Annotated in this window: 24 protein-coding genes and 1 tRNA gene; 16 read left to right on the forward strand and 9 right to left on the reverse strand. The window is 53.1% G+C overall.

What is annotated here, in order from left to right; all coding sequences use genetic code 11:
- Positions 1 to 48 precede the first annotated feature (48 nt).
- The 8 genes from BUA85_RS02715 to BUA85_RS02750 all read left to right on the forward strand — a co-directional run bounded on the left by BUA85_RS02715 (position 49) and on the right by BUA85_RS02750 (position 5,469).
- Positions 49 to 576, forward strand: a complete 528-nt coding sequence (locus BUA85_RS02715) for a hypothetical protein (protein ID WP_072899093.1) — start codon at positions 49 to 51, stop codon at positions 574 to 576.
- A 111-nt stretch (positions 577 to 687) separates the two neighbouring features.
- Positions 688 to 1,443, forward strand: a complete 756-nt coding sequence (gene sufC / locus BUA85_RS02720) for a Fe-S cluster assembly ATPase SufC (protein ID WP_072899095.1) — start codon at positions 688 to 690, stop codon at positions 1,441 to 1,443.
- Complete coding sequence (locus BUA85_RS02725) at positions 1,443 to 2,729, forward strand: SufB/SufD family protein (RefSeq protein ID WP_072899097.1); 1,287 nt, start codon at positions 1,443 to 1,445, stop codon at positions 2,727 to 2,729. Before sufC ends, BUA85_RS02725 begins: the two co-directional genes overlap by 1 nt.
- Positions 2,729 to 3,232 (forward strand): YIP1 family protein, encoded by a 504-nt coding sequence (locus tag BUA85_RS02730; protein ID WP_072899099.1) that lies wholly within the window; start codon positions 2,729 to 2,731, stop codon positions 3,230 to 3,232. The genes BUA85_RS02725 and BUA85_RS02730 overlap by 1 nt, the downstream gene beginning before the upstream one ends.
- Positions 3,229 to 3,816: a YIP1 family protein gene (locus BUA85_RS02735; RefSeq protein ID WP_072899101.1), complete on the forward strand. Its 588-nt coding sequence runs from the start codon at positions 3,229 to 3,231 to the stop codon at positions 3,814 to 3,816. Before BUA85_RS02730 ends, BUA85_RS02735 begins: the two co-directional genes overlap by 4 nt.
- Complete coding sequence (locus tag BUA85_RS02740; RefSeq protein WP_072899103.1) at positions 3,817 to 5,040, forward strand: cysteine desulfurase; 1,224 nt, start codon at positions 3,817 to 3,819, stop codon at positions 5,038 to 5,040.
- 41 nt (positions 5,041 to 5,081) lie between these two features.
- Positions 5,082 to 5,158: transfer RNA gene (locus tag BUA85_RS02745), tRNA-Arg, on the forward strand.
- A gap of 119 nt (positions 5,159 to 5,277) precedes the next feature.
- Positions 5,278 to 5,469 (forward strand): hypothetical protein, encoded by a 192-nt coding sequence (locus BUA85_RS02750; protein WP_072899105.1) that lies wholly within the window; start codon positions 5,278 to 5,280, stop codon positions 5,467 to 5,469.
- Positions 5,470 to 5,712: 243 nt separating this feature from the next.
- Here the strand turns inward: BUA85_RS02750 and mepK are convergent, their stop codons facing one another.
- Positions 5,713 to 6,282 (reverse strand): peptidoglycan L,D-endopeptidase MepK, encoded by a 570-nt coding sequence (mepK, locus tag BUA85_RS02755; RefSeq protein WP_072899107.1) that lies wholly within the window; start codon positions 6,280 to 6,282, stop codon positions 5,713 to 5,715.
- Between the two features lie 306 nt (positions 6,283 to 6,588).
- On the opposite strand from mepK, the gene BUA85_RS02760 reads away from it, so the two are divergent.
- From BUA85_RS02760 to BUA85_RS02775, 4 genes are read left to right on the forward strand one after another with little or no spacing between them, the layout of a single operon-like run.
- Positions 6,589 to 8,202, forward strand: a complete 1,614-nt coding sequence (locus BUA85_RS02760; RefSeq protein WP_072900379.1) for a L,D-transpeptidase family protein — start codon at positions 6,589 to 6,591, stop codon at positions 8,200 to 8,202.
- A 26-nt stretch (positions 8,203 to 8,228) separates the two neighbouring features.
- Positions 8,229 to 9,290 carry a UDP-3-O-(3-hydroxymyristoyl)glucosamine N-acyltransferase gene (locus tag BUA85_RS02765; protein WP_072899109.1) on the forward strand — a complete coding sequence of 354 codons (1,062 nt, stop codon included), beginning with the start codon at positions 8,229 to 8,231 and terminating at the stop codon, positions 9,288 to 9,290.
- Positions 9,291 to 9,330: 40 nt separating this feature from the next.
- Entirely contained in the window at positions 9,331 to 9,591 is a 261-nt protein-coding gene (locus tag BUA85_RS02770) for an acyl carrier protein (RefSeq protein ID WP_072899111.1), read from the forward strand.
- A 2-nt stretch (positions 9,592 to 9,593) separates the two neighbouring features.
- Positions 9,594 to 10,802: a beta-ketoacyl-[acyl-carrier-protein] synthase family protein gene (locus BUA85_RS02775; protein ID WP_072899113.1), complete on the forward strand. Its 1,209-nt coding sequence runs from the start codon at positions 9,594 to 9,596 to the stop codon at positions 10,800 to 10,802.
- Between the two features lie 27 nt (positions 10,803 to 10,829).
- Here BUA85_RS02775 and BUA85_RS02780 read toward each other — a convergent pair whose 3' ends face one another.
- Positions 10,830 to 11,432: an invasion associated locus B family protein gene (locus tag BUA85_RS02780; RefSeq protein ID WP_072899115.1), complete on the reverse strand. Its 603-nt coding sequence runs from the start codon at positions 11,430 to 11,432 to the stop codon at positions 10,830 to 10,832.
- 315 nt (positions 11,433 to 11,747) lie between these two features.
- Between BUA85_RS02780 and BUA85_RS02785 the strand changes: the two genes are divergently transcribed.
- Positions 11,748 to 13,286: a helicase HerA-like domain-containing protein gene (locus tag BUA85_RS02785; RefSeq protein WP_072899117.1), complete on the forward strand. Its 1,539-nt coding sequence runs from the start codon at positions 11,748 to 11,750 to the stop codon at positions 13,284 to 13,286.
- A gap of 5 nt (positions 13,287 to 13,291) precedes the next feature.
- Here the strand turns inward: BUA85_RS02785 and BUA85_RS02790 are convergent, their stop codons facing one another.
- From BUA85_RS02790 to BUA85_RS02800, 3 genes are read right to left on the reverse strand one after another with little or no spacing between them, the layout of a single operon-like run.
- Positions 13,292 to 14,569, reverse strand: a complete 1,278-nt coding sequence (locus BUA85_RS02790; protein ID WP_207548126.1) for an HlyC/CorC family transporter — start codon at positions 14,567 to 14,569, stop codon at positions 13,292 to 13,294.
- Positions 14,570 to 14,604: 35 nt separating this feature from the next.
- Entirely contained in the window at positions 14,605 to 15,522 is a 918-nt protein-coding gene (locus BUA85_RS02795; protein WP_072899119.1) for a site-specific tyrosine recombinase XerD, read from the reverse strand.
- A gap of 20 nt (positions 15,523 to 15,542) precedes the next feature.
- Positions 15,543 to 17,063 carry a hypothetical protein gene (locus BUA85_RS02800; RefSeq protein WP_083526165.1) on the reverse strand — a complete coding sequence of 507 codons (1,521 nt, stop codon included), beginning with the start codon at positions 17,061 to 17,063 and terminating at the stop codon, positions 15,543 to 15,545.
- A gap of 300 nt (positions 17,064 to 17,363) precedes the next feature.
- On the opposite strand from BUA85_RS02800, the gene BUA85_RS02805 reads away from it, so the two are divergent.
- Positions 17,364 to 17,936 (forward strand): shikimate kinase, encoded by a 573-nt coding sequence (locus BUA85_RS02805; RefSeq protein ID WP_072900381.1) that lies wholly within the window; start codon positions 17,364 to 17,366, stop codon positions 17,934 to 17,936.
- Positions 17,933 to 19,045 carry a 3-dehydroquinate synthase gene (aroB, locus tag BUA85_RS02810; RefSeq protein ID WP_072899123.1) on the forward strand — a complete coding sequence of 371 codons (1,113 nt, stop codon included), beginning with the start codon at positions 17,933 to 17,935 and terminating at the stop codon, positions 19,043 to 19,045. Before BUA85_RS02805 ends, aroB begins: the two co-directional genes overlap by 4 nt.
- A gap of 40 nt (positions 19,046 to 19,085) precedes the next feature.
- On the opposite strand, the gene BUA85_RS02815 is transcribed toward aroB, so the two are convergent.
- Positions 19,086 to 19,583, reverse strand: coding sequence for a single-stranded DNA-binding protein (locus BUA85_RS02815; protein WP_072900382.1), 498 nt, complete (start codon positions 19,581 to 19,583; stop codon positions 19,086 to 19,088).
- Between the two features lie 139 nt (positions 19,584 to 19,722).
- Between BUA85_RS02815 and BUA85_RS02820 the strand changes: the two genes are divergently transcribed.
- Positions 19,723 to 20,307 carry a lytic transglycosylase domain-containing protein gene (locus tag BUA85_RS02820; protein ID WP_072899124.1) on the forward strand — a complete coding sequence of 195 codons (585 nt, stop codon included), beginning with the start codon at positions 19,723 to 19,725 and terminating at the stop codon, positions 20,305 to 20,307.
- A gap of 15 nt (positions 20,308 to 20,322) precedes the next feature.
- On the opposite strand, the gene BUA85_RS02825 is transcribed toward BUA85_RS02820, so the two are convergent.
- The 3 genes from BUA85_RS02825 to BUA85_RS02835 are packed head-to-tail and all read right to left on the reverse strand — an operon-like array spanning position 20,323 to position 24,901.
- Positions 20,323 to 22,410, reverse strand: a complete 2,088-nt coding sequence (locus tag BUA85_RS02825) for a dipeptide ABC transporter ATP-binding protein (protein ID WP_072899125.1) — start codon at positions 22,408 to 22,410, stop codon at positions 20,323 to 20,325.
- Between the two features lie 4 nt (positions 22,411 to 22,414).
- Positions 22,415 to 23,863 carry an ABC transporter permease gene (locus BUA85_RS02830; protein ID WP_072899126.1) on the reverse strand — a complete coding sequence of 483 codons (1,449 nt, stop codon included), beginning with the start codon at positions 23,861 to 23,863 and terminating at the stop codon, positions 22,415 to 22,417.
- 12 nt (positions 23,864 to 23,875) lie between these two features.
- Positions 23,876 to 24,901 carry an ABC transporter permease gene (locus BUA85_RS02835; RefSeq protein WP_072899127.1) on the reverse strand — a complete coding sequence of 342 codons (1,026 nt, stop codon included), beginning with the start codon at positions 24,899 to 24,901 and terminating at the stop codon, positions 23,876 to 23,878.
- Positions 24,902 to 24,917 lie beyond the last annotated feature (16 nt).

The raw sequence follows: 24,917 nt of genomic DNA on the forward strand, positions 1-24,917 counted from the left end.
CAAATCCACGTCCATATGGAAAGTGGGGCGTAGTAGGTATGACCGGTGATGGAAGATCAGGTCTCGTATTTTCAGGCGCGCATCAAACGGATCAACGATCCGAAGAATACGTCGTACCTCGATCCAGAAACCGGAATGCGTATTCCCAAACGCATTTCCAAGCAGATCATCAAGACCAACAACAGTGCCCGAACAGAACAGAAAGCCGGTCTGGGATCGGTTTTGCTGTCGGTGGCCTTGGGCTTCCTTGCATTGATCGCGGCTCGTTATATTCGGTTCGAACTGGTCGGCATTTCCAACGATGCGACCGATCCTGCGACGCTGGCCGCTATGGACGCAGGATTGGCAGCTATGATTGTATTCTTCATCGGCGGGGTGCTCAAACACAAGTCGTTGCGGCATATGATGGCGCAGGTGTGCGGGATCGCCGTTATGCTTGTGACCATGCACAATCTGGTGTGGTTCTTTCCCGCAGAATTCGCTCAGGCGTTCAGCCAAGATTATGTGGAGCAGGTGACGCAAACGACTGCACCGCTCTCCATCCACTTCAACGGCGAGACGATCGTTTCGCTCTAGCACAATCCGTATTTGACCGAATGAAACGTCGTAGTGTCGCCACTGCGACGATCTGCGTGTTGGAATACGATGAAATCAATACGCCTAAGCAGGCAATCAGAGGAAAATAAGATGTTGGAAATCAAAGACCTCCGCGTTGATCTTGAAGAGGAAGAAAAGTCTATCCTGAAGGGCGTAGACCTCACAATCGAACCTGGTACGGTTCACGCCATCATGGGGCCTAATGGCTCGGGTAAATCGACTCTTTCCTATGTCTTGTCTGGCAAAGATGGGTATGAGGTGACGGGCGGAGCGGCGACCCTAGACGGTGAAGATCTGCTTGATCTTGAACCAGAAGAGCGCGCGGCAGCAGGGTTGTTCCTCGCATTTCAGTACCCGGTCGAGATCCCTGGTGTCGGCAACATGACGTTCTTGCGCACGGCGGTTAATGCTCAGCGCAAAGCCCGCGGCGAAGAGGAATTGAGCGCGGGTGATTTCCTCAAGGAAGTTCGCGCAAAGGCAAAGACGCTTAAGATCGATGCTGACATGCTCAAGCGCCCAGTGAACGTGGGCTTTTCTGGCGGTGAGAAAAAGCGAAACGAAATCCTTCAGATGGCGATGCTAGAGCCAAAGATGTGCATCCTCGACGAAACAGACTCCGGTCTGGACGTGGATGCGATGAAACTTGTGTCCGAGGGCGTTAACGCATTGCGGTCCGAAGGGCGCGCGTTTCTTGTTATCACGCACTACCAGCGTTTGCTGGATCATATTAAGCCGGATGTCGTGCACATCATGGCGGATGGTAAGATTATCAAATCCGGTGGGCCGGAACTGGCCTTGGAAGTTGAAAACAACGGATATGCTGACATTCTGGCGGAGGTCGCTTAATGGCTTTGCCACAGATGAAAGCGGCTCTAACCGCGACAAGACTAGACGGCCTGACGTTACCGGCCTCAAACGGCTGGGGGAACGCTGCGCGGGAAAGCGCGCTTGCTCGGGTGCGAGAGATGGGGCTTCCAACTCGGCGTGATGAGTATTGGAAATATACTGACCCAACGAGCCTCACATCGGTGGACGCGCCAGAAGCTGCATTGTTCCATAACGATGAAGGCCCTCTTTTCGATGCTGTTGATCGTGTGAAGATTGTCTTTGTCGATGGCGTATTTGATGAAGCGGCGTCGGACGATTTGAGCGCGGAAGGCGTGACGATTGAACGACTCGCCGTGGCCATGGATGCCGACATTCATTGGGCGAAAGACCTCTATGGCGTATTAGAAGCCAACGGTCAGTCGCCGGTTGAACGTCCTTTGGCCGCTTTGAACACAGCGTTGGCGCAGGACGGTGTGATTATCCATGCAACGGGTGTCGCATCAAAGCCGATCAATTTGATCTATCTGCACAACGATGTGGCCTCCGACGTTGCGATCCACAACGTCGTGAAAGTCGACGAAGGGGCATCTGTGACGCTCCTAGAGACTGGTCCTGCAGGTGCGCGGCTCTCTAAGGGGTTAGAGGTCGACATCGCGAAGGGCGGTGCGTTCCATCATGTGCGAGCACAAGGCCGCGATCATGAACGTCGCGCCGTAACCCATTGTTTTGCAAGAGTTGCGTCCGAGGCGACGTTCAAGTCCTTCACGCTAACCGCGAACGGCGTTTTGACCCGCAATGAATGCGTTATCGACATCGTTGGTGACGACGCTGTAGCGCATGTTGCTGGGGCTTGTGTGGGTGACGGTAAGGATTTCCATCACGACGATACGGTGTTCATTACCCATGACGCGGTGAACTGCGAAAGCCGTCAGGTGTTTAAGAAGGTGCTCCGCAACGGTGCGTCGGGTGTGTTTCAGGGCAAAATTCTCGTCAAAGAGGGCGCGCAAAAGACCGACGGTTACCAAATAAGCCAATCTTTGTTGCTCGATGACGATAGCCAGTTTTTAGCGAAACCTGAGCTAGAGATTTACGCCGATGATGTCGCGTGCTCCCACGGGTCGACGTCGGGTGCTATTGATGAAACGGCCTTGTTCTATTTGCGTTCGCGCGGTGTGAACCATCGAGATGCCACCAATCTTCTGACTTTGGCGTTCTTGGCCGAGGCATTGGAAGAGATTGAAGACGAAGAGTTAGCAGAAGATATCCGTTCTCGTCTCGAAAACTGGTTGGCACGGCACAGCTAATGGCCGTCACGACGGATATTGTCAGGACGTGGCGCAGGCCCCGAACCGTCGTTCGTGAGCTGTTATCCCATGGCAAACGCGAAGATCGCGCAATTGCATATGTCATGGCCGCGTGCTTCCTGATTTTCATAGCGCAATGGCCTCGCTTGTCGCGGCGCGCGGCAGGGTTTGAGCTTGAAGCGGGGCAAGAGGCGCCAGAGTTGACGCAACTGATGGCATACGAGTTCATGAGCTGGATCATGATCTGGCCTTTGATGCTCTACTTGCTCGCCGCGGGTCTTCATCTCCTGTTCCGCCTCTTTGGCGGGAAGGGAACATTCTATAGCGCCCGCATTGCATTGTTTTGGTCACTGTTGGCCACAACGCCCGTGCTGTTGCTCTATGGTTTGATGGCAGGCTTTTTGGGGCCGGGACCTGGGGCAAACCTTGTCGGCGGGGTCTGGTTGGTGTCTTTTGCAATCATTGGACTTCAAGCATTTAGAGAAGCGGAGGCAGGGGAATGAGCAAAGAACGATCTTTTGTGTCTCAACTCGTCCTTCAATCCTTTACGGAACCGAGAAAGGTTGCCGAATACTTGATCTCGTTGGATATTGACCGGCGATCGCTTTGGCTTTTGCTTGGTCTGGTTTCCATCCTCAGCGCATTGGTTCTATCGGCCGTCGCTGCGGTAACGCCGGCTCCTGAAGGTGTGCAGACGGTTTCGCTATCGCCTTGGATGGCGGCAGTCTTCGTTGGCTTTGTCATGCTCGCGATGGTGTTTGCGCTGCACTACATCGGGCGATGGTTAGGAGGGACGGGATCGTTGGACAGTACGATCCTGCTAATCTCATGGCACCAAGGCATTACAGTTGCATTCCAACTTCTTCAGTTGGTGCTTGTTCTCATTTCACCTTTGCTTGGCGCGTTCGCGAATTTCGCCGGAATCGTCTTCCTATTCTACATCCTCTTGCAGTTCATCGACGTGCTTCATGGGTATAAGAGCTTGTGGAAGTCGTTTGGCGCATTCGCTTTGTCTATTGTCGCGATGGTCATTGCTTTGTCACTGCTGCTTCCCATTCTGGGCCTCCCAATCGCTGGAACTGTGTAAATGACATTCGACGTACAGAAAATTCGCGCCGACTTTCCGATCTTGTCGCGTGAAGTGAACGGTAAGCCGCTGGTTTACCTCGACAACGGAGCATCAGCGCAAAAACCTCAATGCGTGATTGATGCGGTGACCCGTGGCTACGCCGAAGAATACGCGAATGTTCATCGGGGGCTTCATTACCTCTCCAATCTTGCGACGGACAAATACGAGGCAGTGCGTGGGACCATTACCAAATTCCTGAATGCCAAATCGGAAGACAATATCGTCCTTAATTCGGGAACGACCGAAGGCATCAATATGGTCGCTTATAGCTGGGCTATGCCACGGTTTAAGGCTGGGGATGAGATCGTTCTTTCGATCATGGAACATCACGCCAATATCGTGCCCTGGCATTTCTTGCGCGAACGCATAGGCGTGGTTTTGAAATGGGTCGATGTGGACGCGAATGGCGACCTTGATCCGCAAGCTGTTTTGGACGCGATTGGTCCGAAAACAAAGCTCGTTGCCATTACTCATATGTCGAATGTTCTGGGCACTGTTGTGGACGTCAAAGCGATCACAACAGGCGCGCATGAGCAGGGTGTGCCTGTGCTTGTCGACGGAAGCCAAGCAGCGGTTCATTTACCTGTCGACGTTCAAGACATTGGCTGCGACTTCTACGCGATCACGGGGCACAAGCTCTATGGCCCATCTGGATCTGGGGCGATCTATGTCGCACCCGAGCGGATGAAAGAGATGCGCCCCTTTATCGGCGGCGGCGATATGATCCGCGACGTTCGGCGCGATGGGGTGGATTACAACGATGCGCCGATGAAGTTCGAGGCTGGGACACCTGGCATCGTCCAAACCATCGGACTCGGCGTTGCGCTTGATTATATGATGGAGATCGGCCTTTCCAATATTGCCGCCCATGAACTTGAATTGCGTGACTACGCCCAGTCAAAGTTTGCAGGTCTGAATTGGCTGAACGTACAAGGTAACTCGGTCACCAAAGGTGCAATCTTTTCTTTGTCGATCGAAGGGGCGGCCCACGCCCACGACATTTCGACTGTCTTGGATAAACGCGGCGTGGCTGTGAGGGCAGGGACGCATTGCGCGATGCCCTTGATGGAGCATATGGGTGTTTCCGCGACCTGTCGCGCGTCTTTCGGGATGTATAATACGACCGATGAGGTGGACGTGTTGATTGACGCACTCGAACTTTGCCACGAGCTTTTCGCTTAACCCATTGCGAGCACCGCCGCGCCAAGTTATAGCGACTTCAGGCACCCGTAGCTCAGCTGGATAGAGCGCTGCCCTCCGAAGGCAGAGGCCAGAGGTTCGAATCCTCTCGGGTGCGCCACATCGCCGTAAGTCGATATCTTATTTTCTTCTTGGATGGGTTCCTAAATCCGACATAGTTTGGGGCTGAGCGCGTTCTTGTTTCTAAGCGCGCACTAAAGCACTGAGGTAAAGATTTAGATGAATTTTGTAGTAAGATTTACCGGATCCTCGATTGTAGGGGCGGTTCTTTTTGCGTTCATTCCATCCAGCGCAATAGCCGACTGCGCTATCGCAATGGATGTCAGTTCCTATTTCGAGAAACTGGAGATGGCGAACATCGTCACGCAATATGGAAATCAGGTCGTCCGGGCTACGGATGGTGCGATCTAATGTGTGGAGGACAGTTCCGAAGGTCGGCTAGTTTGTCTCATTGACGGTGCAGGCGAGATGCTTGTTGAGAACGATCAAGGCCTATTTGTCGTGCAACTGACAGGGGGTGATCCTCACGCATTGCACGTTTATGAGGCTGGTGATTTGTCTTGCGGCTTGGAGGCGGATTTCTAAGAAAAAAACTGTGCTCTCAATTGAGCGCAATCTCCTTCGCATTAAACTTCGAGAATGACTTGGGGTCGATTAACGACCCCAGGTCCGTACAACGCCGCAGTCCATGTGTACAAAGTTTGAACCGGAATATTTTCCGACGCCACCCGCACGACAAGATGCCGCTGCGCGCGCCATCTGTGACACAGAACGCCCAGCCAAGCGGAGATCAGCGGCTTGGCCTTTCATGTGCAGTGAATTGCGTGCAACGCCTCGAGAGCGCGACCGCAGCAAGGCGTTTGTTTGAGGAGACCGGTAACCGGACAACAACTGATACGGTTGATCTGTATCCAGCAACCGGGCCGACGCCGACATGATGTCGATCGTTCTTGTGTCCATGCTGATGGCCTCGCTCGTACGCCAATCACGCATGAAAAGGTTAATCTCTCTCAACGCTTCGCTGATATATTCGCCGTCGATCCAGTAAACAGTGTTGATCCGTTCACCCGTCCGACCAGAAAACATGCTCAAACGCCTCACGTCGCCTGAGCCTCTGAGGAAACCAGCTGCATTGGAGAAAGTAGGTGCCGCGATGATAACGGTTGCAGCAAACGCACCCAACACGCCGCGCCGCGAAATGCTCGTACCTGTATTGCCTGTCATAAGCCTGTAGTGCCCCGTCTTTTATTCTGCGCCTCACATAACGCAGGTGTCACCTCATCCCCCGGTGATGGCGAATTTATGACATAAGACGATTCGAGGACCAACACATTTCTGCACCCCCTTAAGTTGACTAGGGGGAAATAGGCAGGATTTTGCGCAAATTTGAAGGCTTTAGTCTGTGACGATTTTTCAACACCGAACCTCAGAACGACCGGTTAGGTAGAGAACATCGTGAATGTGATTAGACTAAGTTGCGTATCTGCTTTGTATTGCCCTGTAATTTAAGACCAAACCTTCATGGGGATGATGTTTGTGCATTGGCGTTTTTTTGATTTGAATTTGCGAATTTTGGCTCCGGCGATTGTCGCAGTTTCATTGATTTTACCGACTGCCATTGCGGCTCAAGTCACCGCATTTCGCCAAGCCGTTGCAGAGGCCGCTGCGCGGGATGACGATCTTGCAGCTTTTTATCGCGACAGGAATTTCGAAGGCATTTGGACGGGTTCGGACGAACAGGCTCAAGAGCGCCGCAATACCTTTCTAACTGTTTTGGATGGAACCGATGCGCATGGTTTGCCGCCGGAGCGTTACAATACATCCAACGTCATGGCTATGTTGAGGGAGGCAAGAACACCCGAACAGCAAGGCAAGGTTGAAGTCGAGCTCAGCCGATTGTTGCTCCAATATGCGCGCGATGTCCAGTCCGGTATTTTAGTACCTGGCAATGTCGATGAATTGATCAAGCGCGAAGTTGCATATCGTGATCGTCTTGAGACCATAGAAGAATTCGCGGCAGCGAATGCCGGGACATTCTTGCGCGCGCTGCCGCCGAGCTCGCCAGAATACAGTCGTTTGATGCGCGAAAAAATCGAACTTGAGGCTGGTTTGCTGAACGGTGGCTGGGGTCCGCGCGTTAATGGTCGGAAGCTCGAACTTGGAGATTCTGGTCAAGCTGTTGTCGCGTTGCGTAATAGACTGATTTCCATGGGATATTTGCCGCGTACAGCATCTCAAACATATGATGAAGCTCTAGAAATGGCGGTGCGCAAGTTTCAAGAGATGCACGGTCTTGAAGTGGACGGAACCGCTGGTGAAGGCACATTGGAGCAAATCAACGTTTCAATGGAGCGTCGATTGCAATCCGTCCTTGTTGCGATGGAACGTGAACGTTGGATCAATCACGAGAAGGGTGACCGCCATATTTGGGTGAACCTGACGGACTTCACAGCTCGTATTGTCGACAATGATGTTGTGACGTTCCAAACCCGATCGGTGATTGGTGCGAATGATGCCGATCGGCAAAGCCCTGAATTTTCTGATGTGATGGAATTCATGGTCATCAATCCAAGTTGGTATGTGCCGCGTTCGATCATGACCAAGGAATATCTGCCGCAGCTTCAGCGCAATCCAAATGCGGTGCGCCATTTAGAGATCACCGACCGTCGCGGGCGTGTCGTAAACAGAGCTAATGTTGATTTCACACAGTTTACGCGTCGGAACTTCCCATTCTCAATGCGTCAACCGCCTAGCCGGAGCAATGCTTTGGGCTTGGTGAAATTTATGTTTCCGAACCAATACAACATCTATCTTCACGATACTCCGGCAAAAAACCTGTTCTCTCGTGAAACCCGGGCGTACAGCCACGGATGTATCCGTCTGAATGATCCGTTTGATTTTGCTTACGAATTGTTGGCCTTGCAAGAAGTTGATCCAGAAGGGTTCTTTCAAGCGAAATTGGGCACTGGACGCGAAAATCGCGTAGATCTCGAACAGCCGGTTCCGGTTCATCTTGTTTATCGCACCGCCTTCACCGACGCGCTTGGCAATCTTCAGTTCAGACGTGACGTTTATGGCCGCGATGCACGTGTCTGGCAGGCCTTGGCGCGTGAAGGGGTAGCGATCAGCGCTGTTCAAGGCTAAGTAGGCCCCGCAATCAAGGGGTGTCTATGGCACGGCGAATTTCAGAAATTGCAGCCGCACTTGGGGCTGAAGCAGTTGGCAATGTCGATCTAGCAGTCAAACGACCGCAAGAACCTACTAGTGCCGGCGTAAATGATTTAGCACTAGCGATGTCGGCAAGATATGCGGGGGCCGTTGCTGCCACGAAGGCTAAGGCTGCGATCCTTTGGAAAGACGCGGATTGGCAAGCGCTCGGGCTGGATGCGGCCGTCTTGGTAGAGCGCCCACGTTTGGCAATGGCGCATCTTACTCAATCTTTTGATACACCGGCCTCTGGCGATGGGGTGTCCGAGTTGGCGCAAGTGTCCGCCAAGGCGCATCTCGATGAAGACGTTTCCGTTGGGCCTTTCACAACTATTGCCGATGCGGCAGTCGTCGGTTCTGGAACACTCGTCGCTTCGCACGTCAGCGTTGCGGATGGCGCGAAGATTGGCCGCAATTGTCATATACACCCCGGTGTTCGGATCGGTCGAAACGTCTTGATTGGCGACAATGTAATCCTTCAACCGAACGTCGTTGTTGGCGCGGATGGGTTCTCCTTTGTGACGGAAGGGCTTTCGAATGAGGAACGGGCCTTTATGTCTCTTGCCAAAGAGCCACTTTCGCCCCCTGACGACGCTATCCGCCACCGCATTCATTCTTTGGGAAGTGTCATTATCGGCGATGACGTCGAAATCGGTGCCAATTCGACCGTAGATGCAGGCACTATTCGGTCAACTTCAGTCGGTCGCGGGACCAAGATCGATAACCTTGTTCAAGTCGGTCACAACGTGGTCGTAGGTGAGGATTGCGTACTCTGTGCTCAGGCCGCGGTAGCCGGTTCGACTGTGCTTGGTGATAGATCGGTTCTTGGCGGGAAATCTGGTGTCAAAGACAATGTTGTCGTCGGAAAAGATGTTGTTCTTGGTGGCGGTGCCATCGTTCTTGGAAACGTAGACGATGGGCATTTTGTGATGGGTTATCCTGCTGTGGATATGTTGGATCATCGTGCCCAGATGAGAGGTCTGAAATCACTTCCGGCCCTTTTGAAACGGCTAAGGAATGGTTAAGTGATCACGCAAGTTGGTCAATGATCCCACAAGGTAAGCCATGAGCGTTCAAGACAAAATCATCGAGATCATCGCGGAACAGGCGTTGTTGGAGCCGTCGGATATCTCATTGGACGACACCCTCGAAAGTCTGGGTGTCGATAGCCTGGCCTTAGTTGAAAGTATCTTTGCCATTGAAGAGGCGTTCGATATCTCGGTTCCCTTCAACGCGAACGATCCAACAGCGAGTGATTTCGATATCACATCTGTGAAGAGCATTATCCGCGCTGTTGAAAAACTCGTCGCGGATCAAAAAACCTGACAATGAAACGTGTCGTCATCACAGGGGCAGGGACGATCAATCCCCTTGGGCATGATGCAGCCTCGACCTTTGAAGCCATGAAGGAAGGCCGGTCCGGTATTGGAGCCTTAGACATTCGTGATGTGGACCGGCTTCAAATCCAAATCGGTGGTCAGGTGAGCGGATATGATGAAAACGCTTATTTTAACCGCCAACAAATCGCCCTCTACGATCGTTTCACACAGTTTACGTTATTATCCGCGCGACAGGCGATTGAACAGGCGGGGTTGAAGTTCACCGGCAAACTCGCTGACCGATCGGGGGTTGTGCTTGGAACCTCAGGCGGTGGCCTAAACACACAAGATGAAAACTACCGTGTGGTTTACGAAGAGGGAAAGAACCGCGTTCATCCCTTTATTGTACCAAAACTTATGAACAACGCGGCGGCCAGTCACGTGTCCATGGAGTGGAACCTACGCGGCCCGTCTTTCACCGTCGCAACGGCCTGTGCGTCGTCCAATCACGCGATGGGACAGGCGTTCAATATGGTCCGTAGCGGCATGGCCAAGGTGATGGTCACTGGTGGCTCTGAAAGCATGTTGTGCTTTGGTGGGATCAAGGCCTGGGAAGGCCTTCGGGTCATGTCCAAGGATGGGTGTCGACCATTCTCGGCCACGCGAAACGGGATGGTGCAGGGCGAAGGTGCAGGCATCTTTGTTTTTGAAGAATACGAACATGCCAAGGCGCGCGGGGCTGATATTTTGTGTGAAGTGGCAGGATTTGCGATGTCCTCGGACGCGGCCGACATTGTTATGCCCTCAAAACAAGGGGCAGCGCGCGCAATCCATGGTGCATTGAAGGACGGCAAGATCGCGAAGTCCAAAGTCGGCTACATCAACGCGCATGGCACCGGAACAGCGGCAAATGACAAAACTGAATGTGCCGCCGTGGCGGATGTGTTCGGAGCTCATGCAGATCAGTTGATGATTTCGTCGACCAAGTCGATGCACGGGCATTTGATCGGTGGCACCGGTGCAGTCGAACTTTTTGCCTGCATCATGGCATTGCGTAAAAGCGTGATCGCCCCGACGATCAACTACGAAGAAGCTGATCCGGAATGCGCTCTGGACGTAGTTCCGAACGAAGCAAGAGATGCGGAGGTCGATGTCGTACTATCGAACGCCTTTGCGTTCGGCGGATTAAACGCCGTTCTCGCCCTTCGAAAAGTTTAGAGCTACCCGAAGGTAGCCCTAAAACACTTAGCTGTTTTCCAGCTTATCATAAGCTGCCGTAAATCCCGACAGCGAGATTGAGAGGATCACTTCTTCATCAGGGGCCGCTGCAGGAACAATCCGCATGGTCGCTTGGTTGCCGCGCTTGAACTGATCAATCTCTTCGGCAGTAAAGCCAACACGCGCCACACAGCCCGCACTATTGCAGAACGTGAAAGGGTACCGACGCGCGGTGCCGCCATCGATGCTCAGGGTCACTTGCTCTGTCAAAAACGTCTCGAGCGGAACAACGATCGTTGCGCCTGCGGCGGCACGTTCGCCGTTTGGAATTGGGAACAGGCTCATCTCTGCGACGGAATTTCCGCTTTCATCGTTCAGCAGTTGATAAAGCTGGCAAGGATCGACGCTACCTTCTTCAGCTTTCAAACAACGCAGGGCCCAATCGCCTTCGACTGACCCAATATAAGTCTCGCCGACCTGCGGCTCGCGTGGGGCCTGAGTGACTTCTTCGCCAAGGCTTAAAGTGGATTCCGTGTTTGCAACGGCATCGTCAGTATCCTCTTGGGCAAAGGCGAATGATCCAGCAAACACCGCTGTTGTTGCGACTGCTACAATTGTTTTCTTGAACATAGATTGCTCCGATTTTTGTCGGGTTGATCCGTATCACGCGCTCAAAGGACTGTCAGCGCAAAAAATCGCCGGTGAGTTCACAATCGCCGAATGAAAAAAGGGTCCTACAGAAGGACCCCTTTTCCAATTCTCCCTGTCGGACATTGCCGACTATTGGCGAAAAACTAGAAAACATATTCCTTCACGTCAACAGCTAAGTCAGGGGAAAAGTGTTCTTAAGCAACGAACTACATGAACATGCTGATCTGCGGCCAATTGCACTGGCGTCATTCATTTTTGAATGTATCGTCAGCGAGACAGTTTTCGGGGGACGACATGGCAGATTCAATCTTTGTAGGTGGCGGTGCAGAGGGCTACGCTACACCGCAACATCTCAGGCTGGATAAGTCAAATCGTCATGGACTGATTGCCGGAGCCACAGGGACGGGTAAGACCGTGACCCTACAGATTTTGGCAGAGGGGTTTTCGGCCAACGGCATTCCGGTGTTTCTCTCTGATGTCAAAGGAGACCTTTCGGGTCTAGCTGCGTCAGGGACAGAGACGTTTAAGCTGCACGATGCATTCACAAAGCGCGCGAAGACCATCGGCCTGGATCTGGACTACTCTGGCTTCCCTGTCACTTTCTGGGATCTATTTGGCGAGCAAGGCCATCCCATTCGCACCACCGTGGCTGAGATGGGGCCATTGCTTTTGTCACGGTTGCTGGAACTCACCGACGTTCAAGAAGGTGTTTTGAACGTCGCGTTCCGCGTGGCAGACGAAGAGGGCTTGCCGCTGCTTGATTTGAAAGACCTGCAAGCAATGCTGGTTTGGGTTGGGCAAAACGCAAAGGATTTGTCGCTGAGATACGGCAATGTCAGCGCGTCTTCGGTTGGCGCAATTCAGCGGCAGCTTTTGGTGCTTGAGAACCAAGGCGGGACATCGTTGTTCGGAGAACCTGCGTTAGACCTATCGGACATCATTCGGTGCAATGACGATGGTCGCGGGGCGATCAACATTCTTGCTTCTGACAAGCTGATGGGAAGCCCTCGGCTCTATGCGACTTTCCTGTTGTGGCTGTTGTCTGAGTTGTTCGAAGAACTGCCTGAAGTTGGTAATCCCGATAAACCGAAATTAGTATTCTTCTTTGATGAAGCGCATTTGCTTTTTGACGATGCACCCAAAGCGCTCGTGGATAAAGTTGAACAGGTTGCTCGGCTCATTCGCTCAAAGGGTGTTGGCGTATTCTTCGTGACACAGAACCCTGCTGATGTTCCTGAAGATGTCTTGGGACAACTCGGTAATCGCATTCAACACGCGTTGCGCGCGTTCACAGCAAAAGACCGCAAAGAACTAAAACAAGCGGCTGAGACATACCGCGAAAATCCCGCCTTCGATACGTCGGAGGCCATTCAAGAGGTGGGAACGGGCGAGGCGGTTACGTCATTTTTGGATGACGACGGCATTCCGTCGATTGTGGAACGCACGCTTATTCGCCCTCCTTCGTCGCAACTTGGGCCGCTTGATAGCATCTCCAGAGCTGCGATCATGCGAGCGTCACCGATGGCCGGGAAATACGACGAACGCTTGGATCATGAAAGCGCTTTTGAGCTGCTAAAGGAGCGCGCCAATCAAGCGGCGGAGGCGGCTGAAAAGGCGGAGGCGGAAGAAGAGGCTGCAGAAGCGGAACTACGCGAATTTAAAAAGGCCCGTCGATATAACGGCTCGCAAGTCGGGCGGTCCTCATCTCGAAAATCCTCTTCCCCAGATAGCCTGAGCGACGCATTGACTCAAGCAGTTGTTAAGGAGCTCGGGGGCACAACTGGTCGCCGTCTTGTTCGTGGGCTATTGGGTGGATTGTTTAAGGGGCGGTGACGCCCCTATAGTTTACGAATTTTGAGTTGAGAAATCCTGTTTTGATCCTTCTCAACGACTTCAAACCTAAACCCATGGAAAGAAAATACCTGTCCTTCCAGCGGGATCATCTGTGCTTCGTGAATGACCAATCCTGCGACTGTATTGGCTTCTTCATCGGGCAGCGACCAGTCGTGAGCACGATTCAGATCGCGAATGGTCATCGCGCCTTCGACAAGGAAGGCCCCGTCGCCTGTCGCTTCGATAAGGTCTTCCTCATCGCTGTCGAATTCATCGGTGATCTCACCAACGATTTCTTCAAGAATATCTTCGAGCGTGATCAGCCCTTGAAGTGAGCCATATTCGTCAACCACCAGCGCAAAGTGCGTTTGGCGGCGCAGAAAATTCCGCATTTGATCGTCGAGCGTCGTCGTCTCGGGGATAAAGTAGGGAGGTTTCGCGACCTCAAGAATGTCGAACTCGGATGAAGCGCCATTGTGTGTTGCACGCAGAAGGTCTTTCGCGTGGATCACACCGACGATGTTTTCAGGGTCATCCTGAAAAACTGGTAGGCGCGTGTATTTGCTCTCCAACACCTGCTTCAAGATTGCATCTCTGCCTTGCGCAACGTCGATCATTTCAATGCCAGAACGATGCAGCATGACCTCTTCAACTTCGCGGTCGCTCAAATCAAGCGCGCCAAGAATGCGGTCACGGTCTTCTTTCTCAACCACGCCCTCTGAATGGCCAAGTTGTAACGCTCCTGCGATCTCTTCGCGTACAGCTAGAATGTTGCTATTTGGATCGATCTCGACACCAAATATTCGCAAGACTCCACGCACCAACAGTCGCACGGCAGATACGATCGGCGAGAACACAAACACAACAACGCTGATCGGACCGGCTACGCGAGAGGCCACCTGTTCTGGGTTTGTGATGGCATAGGTCTTTGGCAGAACTTCAGCGAAAATCAGGACTAACAGGGTCATGATCAAAGTCGCTGCCGCAACACCGTTTTGACCAAAAACTTTGGTCAAGACAGCCGTTGCAAGCGAAGTGGCGAGAATATTGACGACGTTATTGCCCAAAAGTACAGAACCGATAAGACGTTCATTGTCTTCGGTTATGTCCAAGGCGCGCTGTGCACCCCGGCCACCTTTATCGGCAGTTGCCCGCAACTTGCCGCGAGATGCGGCAGTGAGGGCGGTTTCTGACCCAGAAAAGAAGCCGGATAAAACAAGAAGGACTGCGATGGCTCCAGCGGAAACCCAAAAGGCAGCATCAAAAGCGGTGGTATCAATCATTTGATTTCAGTGAATAGGGGCAGCAGCGTCGGCGATCAAGATTTCTTATTGGAGAGTGGGTGATGGTTCATCACGAGTTCTGTCAGTCTTTCATCCAGCACATGGGTGTAAATCTCTGTCGTCGCAACGTCTGCATGGCCTAACATAGTCTGAATCGCCCTTAAGTCAGCACCACCTGCCAAAAGGTGGGTTGCAAAGGCGTGGCGTAGTGTATGTGGGGTGACCTTTTCAGGTGAAACACCTGCCTTAACTGCGATTTCTTTAATCAAACCAAAGAACCGATGACGCGTTAGGTGACCCAGCTTGCCGCGACTTGGGAAGAGGAATTTTGACTCAGGGATGCCTTTGTATCTTTTTTCGGTTTCCTTTTCGTCGCGTTCTACAATGTACGCCGCTAAGGCGTCTCGGGCCGGAGGCGATAGGGGTACCATCCGTTCCTTGCCGCCTTTTCCTTTCACTAACAGCATGCGCGGGTCGCCGCGCGCAGCAGACACCGGGAGTTCAACAAGCTCCGACACCCGCATCCCAGTCGCATATAAAAGCTCCATCAGGCATGTGTTCCGCAAACTCGCAATGCCACAGTCTCGTGCGGCTGCGAGAAGCGCTTCGACTTCTTCCACTGATAAGGTTTTCGGGAGCGATTTGGCTTTCTTCGGCCCCTTAATCTGCATCGCGGGATTGTCGTCCCGCAGCCCTTCTTCAAAGGCAAAACGAAAGAGTTGCTTGATGGCTGACAAGCGTCTTGCTCGGGTCGACGCAGATAGACCCTCGGCGTCGCATTCGATCAAATATCCTTCGATGTTGTCTTGCGTGACAGTGGCGAAGTGCAACGACTTACGTTCTAGCCAATCTGAAAAATTCGCCAAATCTCGACCATAGGCTAGACGTGTGTTTGTTGCCGCGTCCAATTCAGCAGCTTGGGCCTCCAAAAATCCTTGGATCCAATGCGACATTGGCTGTTCTGAACTGGATGTCAAAGGCGCTCCATTAGCAAAAATTGCAAGCTGGCCTTTCGTGCGATGTCTTCCAGGCCAACGGCTCGAAGAATTGTAATCGCATCGCGCATCGCATTCAAATCCCCATCAAGCCCGCCTTCGGTCAGGTGAATGGCTTCCAAGATGGCTTCGCCGGTTCGGCCATCGTCCAATAAGGTTTGAACGCTTTGCGGGGGTGTCGCGCCGTTGAACGCCGCTTGAATAGCGAGGCGGCGAGGTTCTGTTGCACGAACTTCTTGAGGCCGTCCTTGAGCAACTGCGACAAGGAACGGATCAACATTCACGCCACTCATGTCCAACTCAGAACCGGGACTAAGCAACATCATCGTCGCAGCAATCTCCGCAGCTTCGCCAGTCAAATCGTATTCGCTTACCTCATTTGAATAGATCTCTGAAAATAACGCCTCCGCACCCATTTCTTTAGCGCTTTCGAAGGCGGATGGGAGAGCCGCTCCAACAGCGTCTGTTCGTTCCGAGTCGAGCGCGGCTTGAAGTGCCTGCAAAGCGGCCACTTTGTCCCAAACTCCTCCCGACGCAGATGGGCGTCTCGTAGTAAACAGGGCCTTCATGACATTCGGTTCAATTGCACCGTTCCGCGCCAGCCTTTCTGCGGCATCTAGCTGGGTTTTCCACCCATTGATCGATCTCAAATCAGCGTGCGCGAAGGCCAAGGGCAGTTCTACTGTGCTTAGGCTTTCCCCCACAGCTTCTCGAATTCGGAAAATCAGGGGCGTTACCCGATCTGGTTCCGGCAATTCTAAGCTGTGGTCAAAGATTTCGGGATCAAGAAATAGACTAAACAACAAATCATCGTCATCTGAGATATCCCCAAGAGCACGCCTCGTATTGAGAGTTAGTGCAGCAGCGGGCCAATCACCTTCTCTCGCGAGGCAATAAATGCGAGCGGCATAGGATGGAGCAACTTTCGACCCTTGGCTGAGTGAACGGCACGCCTTGTCCTCAGTTCCGGTGAGTAAAGAAACGTCGAATTGGCGGCGGAAAATCTCTGGCGTGTTGAGGTCAGTTGCATCCAATAGAGCCCCAGCTTCTTCAAGGCGCCCTAGTTCCAACAATTTATCGACCCTAGACAGGAAAAACCGTCCTTGCGGCGTCGCGCCGAAAGGGGGATCGGATTGTATAAGCAGCAAAGTGACCAACAAATCCTGAAGAACCGGGATTTTTGGATCCGGCAAGTCAGAAACAAGCTCTACAAGAGAGGTTTCTTCGCTCAGCGACCACATCGAATTCGGCAAGCCGAGGGTCGCCGAAGAAAACAGTCCAACTGCGTCGGGTGTCGGCATATCAAGTTGGGTCACAAGGACATCGGGAGGACGCGCACTCGTGGCAGTCGGTGGTTCTAAGCCACGATCGCCCAATGCCTGTTCGTCCGTCACACTATCGGACAGCCAATCAATTACCGAGAGCGGTTCGTTTGCTTGAGCGAACAGGGCTGTTGGCGCAATTGCAAGAAAACAAAGGGCCGACAATAACTGGCGCACTATTCGGTCTCCAACACCACGGGTTCGCTCACCTCAGCTGTGGGAGGCGCAAAATCAGCCGGGAAGAATATGGGACCCATATAGGCATATGCAATCAAACCGGCCACAGCCAACACACTCAAAAAAAACAGTACTTTTATGAGTCGCCACATTCGACATGCCCCAATCTTCTTTCTGCCCGTATCACGGCTGTTCCGCCGCTTTTGTCATCTTTATATATGGCCTTTTTCTGAAGTTCACGGCATTGAGTAAAAGATTTTTTCATTAGGCGATGTGCAGCCTAGATCCGGGGCGGTGAAGATGAACTCAGATCATGCGATCTCAAGTGCTTATCGCTTAAAGCGATCCGTTGTGCTTGTGGGCATGATGGGGTCCGGAAAATCTGCCATTGGACGGGCGTTGTCCGAAAAATTGTGTGTTCCGTTTCTGGACAGTGATGCGGCAATCGAGGCTGCTGCAAACGCGACAATCGCTGAAATTTTTGCCCGCGATGGAGAAGCCTTTTTCCGAGAACGGGAAACCGAAGTGATCGCGCGACTTTTGTCTGGTGAACCTTGCATCCTGTCAACTGGCGGTGGTGCGTTTCTGGCAGAACGCAATAGAGCATTGATTGATGAGAAGGGCGCGTCCGTTTGGCTCGACGCTGATCTGAAGCTTCTTTGGGAGCGTGTGCGCCATAAAGACACGCGGCCACTTCTGCGGACGGACAACCCATTTCAAACGCTTTCTGACATTTTCGATGTGCGGCAACCGATCTACCAATTGGCTCAACTCCGCGTAGACGTTCAACCGGGCGCGTCCATTGACGAAACAACTCAGCGGACCATCGAGGTCTTGCTCAGCGAAGATCATATCTTGGAGCTGATCACATGACCGAAACCGTACGCGTCAATCTCCCAAACCGCGAATACGATATCATTATTGGCGATGGTGTTTTGCAAAGCGCGGGAGACCGGATCGCCGCAATGGGTGGCCGCAAGCAAATTGCGATCATCACGGATGAGACAGTCGCGGGCCACCATCTTGATGGCTTGCAATCCAGTCTCGCCAGCGCGGGCTTGACGTTTGACGTGTTGCGCTTGCCAGCAGGCGAGAAAACCAAAGGCTGGGCGCATTTGGAACAGAGCGTCGAGTGGTTGCTAGAGCAGAAAGTCGAGCGTGGCGATGTCATTATCGCCTTCGGCGGCGGGGTTATTGGCGATTTGGTCGGCTTTGCGGCTGCCATTCTTCGGCGGGGCGTAAGGTTTGTACAGATCCCGACGACATTGCTGGCGCAGGTCGACAGTTCGGTCGGAGGGAAAACCGCGATCAATTCGGCGTCGGGTAAGAACCTCATCGGCGCGTTTCATCAACCGAGCTTGGTTCTCGCCGATACCGCACTGCTTTCGACTCTGTCGCAGCGAGATTTCCTCGCCGGATACGGCGAGGTGGTCAAATACGGGCTTCTTGGGGACGCGGATTTCTTTGAGTGGTTGGAAACCAATGCCGACGCTATCGCCAACCGGGAGATGGACGCCCTGATTTATGCGGTGAAACGCAGCTGCGAAATGAAGGCTGACATAGTTGAGCGTGACGAGACGGAGCAGGGCGACCGTGCGCTTTTGAACCTTGGTCATACGTTTTGTCATGCCTTGGAGGCTGCGACGGGATATTCAAATAGGCTTTTGCACGGTGAAGGAGTCGTGGTTGGATGCGGCCTTGCGTTTGAACTTTCGGCGCGTCTCGGACTTTGCAGCCAGGAAGACCCAAGCCGCGTTCGTGCCCATCTCAAAGCGATGGGTATGAAAGTGGATGTGTCGGATATCGACGGAGATTTACCCAGCGCAGAAGCGCTTCTTGATTTGATGGGTCAGGACAAAAAAGTCGTCGCTGGTACGCTCAGATTCATTCTTGCGCGGGGAATTGGAGACGCCTTCATTACGTCTGACGTACCCCGCGACGCGGTATTGTCCGTTTTGTCAGACGCTTTGGATATGCGCTAACGGCGCCGACTGAGCCAATGCCCGATCGACGCCCTAGGTCTTAGAACGGAATTTCGTCGTCCATGTCGCGGCCACCGCCGCCGCCAGAGTTTCCGGACGGTCCACTTTCGTAGCCGCCACCACTATCGTAGCCACCACCGCTGCCATAACCACCACTGCTACCACCATAGCTACCACCGCCTTCACCGCGACTGTCGAGCATTGTGAGGGTACCATTGAGGCCCTGCAGCACAACTTCGGTCGAGTATCGATCTTGACCGGATTGGTCCTGCCATTTGCGAGTCTGCAGCTTACCTTCGATGTATACTTTGGAGCCTTTGCGTAGGTACTGTTCGGCTACACGAACGAGGCCTTCGCTGAAAATGGCGACGGAATGCCATTCTGTCCGCTCGCGGCGTTCACCTGTGTTACGATCTTTCCAGTTCTCGGACGTCGCGATCCGCAGGTTGCAGACTTTGCCGCCGTTTTGGAACGTGCGCACTTCTGGATCGGCTCCGAGGTTGCCGATTAGAATGACTTTGTTAACTGACCCGGCCATACCGGCACCCCCACGAATCTGATTTTGGTTTGGCGTAGGATAGGCATCGCGCATCAAGGTTAACAGAGGCTTTACCGCCGAAGGCTGGTTATTCCTGTGGAAAACGCTAAATTGTGTGAGAGATTTCTAGGGGTGTCCTATGCGCTTTTTGATCTGCGCATCATTGATAAGTGGCTTGGCGACAGTTTCGGTCGCGCAAGACACCATTTCAACCAGTTCACGGACAGCGCTGTTTCAGCGCCAACTTGATGTGCTAGATGGGCGCGCAGCACAGCAGTACAACAATTCGGTTCGGCTTCAGCCTCAAGCCATCATCGTCCCCGGAGCTCCGGGTTCGATCCCTGCGTACTCAGGCAATTATAGCGGCGAATACCTGCAACTCGCTTCAGCAGCAGCAAGACGGCACGGTGTACCGCCGAACCTATTTTTGCGTCTTGTCCAACAGGAAAGCGGTTGGAATCCCCGCGCTGTTTCAAACAAGGGCGCGATTGGCCTCGCTCAGTTGATGCCTGCCACAGCGCGGTACTTGGGCGTCGATCCTTATGACGTTGATGAGAATTTGGACGGTGGCGCGCGCTACCTCAACGAACAATTCCGCAAGTTCGGAACTTGGAGGTTGGCACTCGCCGCCTATAACGCAGGGCCGGGCGCTGTAGAGCAATACGGCGGCATCCCGCCGTACCGAGAAACTCAAGACTACGTGCGTATTATTTTGGGGAGCTAGACGCTCCCCAATTTCTTATTCAGCCGCGATTTTGATGACCTGATCCATCTCGGCCAACGCATCGTCGCTCAGGTGGCACTTGATCTGATGGCCATCCGCCATCATGCGCACCGCTGGTACTTCCTTCTCACACAAGCCACCGGCGACCTTATCCTTCCAACGGCACCGTGTTTGGAATGGGCAACCCGAAGGCGGGTTCATGGCTGACGGAATGTCGCCCTCCAGCACGATATGCTTTTTCTCAACGGACGTATCCGCAATTGGAACGGCTGAGAGCAAGGCTTCAGTATAAGGGTGATACGGCGGTGCGAAGACCTGGTCGGTCGTGCCCAGCTCGACCACATGGCCCAGATACATCACCATCACACGGTCGCTGAGGTAGCGCACGATGGAAAGGTCATGGCTGATAAAGAGCAGGGTGGTTTTGTGTTCCCGCTGAATTTCCATCAACAAATCAGTCACAGCCGCCTGAACAGACACGTCGAGCGCTGATACAGGTTCATCCGCCACAACGATGCGGGCATCGCCTGCGAAGGCGCGCGCGATACCGACACGCTGTTTCTGACCACCAGACAGTTGCCGCGGCATCCGATCCGCAAAGGCGCGCGGAAGTTTCACCAGATCGAGCAGCTTCAACATGCGATCTTTGCGATCTGCATCGCTGTCGCCGACGCCAAAAATCTCGAGCGCCCGTATAATCTGCCGACCGACTGTCATGGATGGGTTCAATGTGTCGAACGGATTCTGGAACACCATCTGTACGTCGGCGACGGTTTTCGTGTCTCGATCTTCAATAGGCGTGTCCCCGATAGACCGATTGTCCAAAATGATCTGACCATCTGTTGCCGTCTCCAGTCCCATCAGAACCTTGGCGAAGGTAGATTTCCCGCAGCCAGATTCGCCGACGATGGCGAGCGTTTCCGACTCACGCGCTTCAAAGCTAAGCGTTTCATTCGCTTTGACGACCTTTTTGTCGCCGCCGCCAAAGAGCGCATTCGCCGCAACCTCATAGTATTTCTTGAGGTTGTCCATCTTCAGAACAACGTCACCAGCAGCCGCTTTTTCCTTCTGTTCGCCAACCTCAATCGGAGCGTTCCAATCGATTTCTTTGAACTTCAGGCACCGAGATTGGTGGCGATCATGGCCTTCGATGATTTCCATCGGAATGGACATATCGGCGTCGCAGCGCCCTTCTTCGAAGTAGTCACACCGCGGGCCAAAGTTACATCCTTGAGGTCGCTCATGCGGCAGTGGGAAGTTACCCGGAATAGCAACGAGGGGGCGCGCATTTTTGTCGGCCCCTGGAAGCGGGATCGAACGGAACAGCGCCTGTGTGTAAGGGTGCTGCATCTTGTCGAACACGTCTTCGATAGACCCGCGTTCCACCGCTTCACCGGAATACATCACGCAAATGCGGTCGCAGGTTTCAAGGACAAGGCCAAGGTTGTGGCTGATGAACAGCATCGATGTGCCGTACTTCTTCCCAAGATCCTTCACCAACTCCACAACAGCGGCTTCCACGGTCACGTCAAGCGCTGTCGTTGGCTCATCTAGGATCAACAACGATGGTTTGGACATCAGTGCCATCGCGATGACAATACGTTGCTGCTGACCGCCAGAAAGCTGGTGCGGATAGGATTTCAAAATCCGCTGCGGGTCAGGAAGCTTCACATCCGTTACCACTTCGAGAGCGCGTTTCATCGCTTCGTCTTCGCTGACACCCTCGTGGATCATCGGCACTTCAGCAAGCTGCTTGCCGATCTTCATCGCGGGGTTCAGTGAGGCCATCGGCTCTTGATAGATCATAGCGATCTCTGAACCGCGAATGTCACGCAGTTCATCTTGAGACATTGTGTTGAGGTCACGACCCTTGAACTTGATCGAACCGCCGACGATGCGGCCATTGACGCCGAGGTCTTGCATGACGCCCAACGCCACGGTGGATTTGCCGCAGCCGGATTCCCCGACGAGCCCCAATGCCTCACCCGGCATCACCGTGGCAGAGAAATCCATAACTGCTGGAATTTCCCGCAGGCGCGTGAAGAAGGAGATGGACAGTTTGTCGATCTCAAGGATTGGGCCGTCGTAGTCTTGTTTTTCCATGGGCTTAGTCCTTCAATGATTCTTCACGCAGGCCGTCGGCCAGCAGGTTTAGACCCAACACGAGCGAGAGCAGCGCCAACGCTGGTGGCAGGGCAGGGTGCACGAAGATCAGCAGCAACTTGCGGCCTTCGTTGATGGTGGACCCCCAGTCAGGTGATTCAGGCGGAAGGCCGAGGCCAAAGAAACCTAGTGTTCCCAAAAGGATCGTGGTGTAGCCAATCCGGAGGCAGAAATCGACGATCAGCGGTCCGCGTGCGTTAGGCAAGATTTCCCACAGCATAACGTACCAGCTGCTTTCGCCGCGTGTCTGAGCCGCGGCAACGTAGTCGCGGGTGCGAAGATCCAAAGCGAGGCCGCGGACAATCCTGAACACGGTCGGCGAGTTTACGAAGACCACTGACACGAACACCACAAGGATACCTGAGCTGATATCGAAGAGGTCGAGTGCCGCTGGCATAAAGTTAAATACCGTTCCTTCTTGGCTGATCAAGGACAGGTAAAGCAATCCGAGTACACCGAGCACGACTGCAAGCATGATGGTTCGCTGCGTCGGCTGGGTGTGGTAGCGCGAGTTTATCAACACGCCGAAAAACACCAACGGGAAGATGAACAAAACCGTCGCCATAAAGGTTGGGATACCTGTGGCTACAATCTCTGGTGTCACCAATAGGTAGAACAACAGAATGACAGGGAAGGCGAGGATCAGGTTCGCAAGGAACGACAGGATCGTATCTAAGCGTCCACCGTAGTAGCCTGCTGGAAGCCCCAACGTGATCCCCACCATAAAGGCAAAGACGGTCGCCAAAGGCGCAATCGCAATCACGATCACCGAACCATAGACCATGCGGCTAAACACATCACGCGCGAGGTTATCACCGCCAAGAAGGTAGTGCGGATAGCCTTCGACACCTTCTGGAAGCGGAACACCTGGCAGTTTGTTCTTGAGGCCCGAAATCTGCTGCAACGGATCATGCGTGGCGAGCATATCGAACATTCCGGCAAAACCTGCTGTGAATACCCAAAACATGACTAAGCCAAACCCAATCATGCCGACTGTGCTGTCAAAAAGCTTACCATACAGGCCTAATGAGCGCTTGAAGGTGATTGAGAGAGCGAAAGTCGCGATGAGAGCCAGCCAAACGGGTGTAAACTGCTTCGCCATATTGCCAACGATGCCGACTGATCCGTAGGGAAGAACGACGCCAAGAATGATGTAGGCGAGGACGATCAAAACGACTGCAAAGAACGAATACTTCGTCAGCCTTTCAACAAGCCCAAATAGCCCACCACGGCGCATCAACGTGCCATCAGGATTGGCTTGCAATGTCATTTCTTCCGCGAAAAAGGAAAGAATGATCTGTGCAATGACTGACACAAGAAGGATGACCGCGGCGATCCAAAAGATTGGGTTAAGAAAGTCACCGACGTTTCCGGTCCAAGTTAACGGTTCCATAGCCAGTCTCCCTTACGAAATTCGGATGCGTGGGTTCAGGAAGACATAGCCGATGTCCGATATCAGCTGTGTCAGGAGAACGACGAAGACTGAAACGACTGATACGCCGAGAAGCAGTTCAATGTCGTTGTTCGACGCGGCTTGGACCAAGGTCCAGCCAAACCCTTTATAGTTGAACAACGTCTCGACGATCACGACACCGTTCAGGAGCCAAGGGATCTGGAGCATGATAACTGTGAAGGGCGCAATCAAAGCGTTGCGCAACGCGTGCTTGATCACAATTGTTCGGAACTTCACACCTTTGAGGCGTGCCGTTCGGATGTACTGCGCTGTCATAACTTCCGTCATCGATGCGCGGGTCATACGCGCGATATAACCCATGCCATAGAGGGCGATTGTTATCACGGGCAGGAAGAAGTTTTGGAAATTTGCATCATCCATCGCACTTGTCGCAGTTCCTTTGAAGTACTGCATTCCAAAGAGCGGAGTCGCAAATACGGCGATCAACACAACGCCGGACACATATTCAGGTGTTGCTGTCGTCATAATTGAGAAAGTCGAGAGACTTCGATCTAGCTTAGATCCCTCGCGCATGCCAGCAAGAATACCGATGATGAGCGCACCAGGCACCATGACCATGAGCACCCAGAACATCAATTTCCCTGTTAACGCGAGTCGGGTGGCGATGATCTTGCTCACATCTTCTTTGAAGACTGTTGAATATCCCCAATAGCCCTGAAGGACGCCGCAATAGTTCTGCCCTTCCTCGCATCTTCTGCGAAGCTCACCATCGGAGCCTTCAATCTCCCAACCCGGCAACACACCTAACCACTGTCCGTATTTTACTGGCAAACTTTGCGTGTACCCTCGATTGGTCAGGTAGCTCGTTACAGCCTCATCAGACATTCGGAAGTTGCCTTGGGTCTTGGCGAGCTTTTCGAGATTTGGATAGAGATTGGTAAGCCAGAAAACGATAAATGTCAGGCACAGCGCCGTCAGGATCATGACCCCAAGGCGTCGAAGAATAAACAGTCCCATAAAGGATCCCTGTCGT

The organism is Cognatiyoonia sediminum (assembly GCF_900129845.1).
GTDB classification, from domain to species: Bacteria; Pseudomonadota; Alphaproteobacteria; order Rhodobacterales; family Rhodobacteraceae; genus Cognatiyoonia; species Cognatiyoonia sediminum.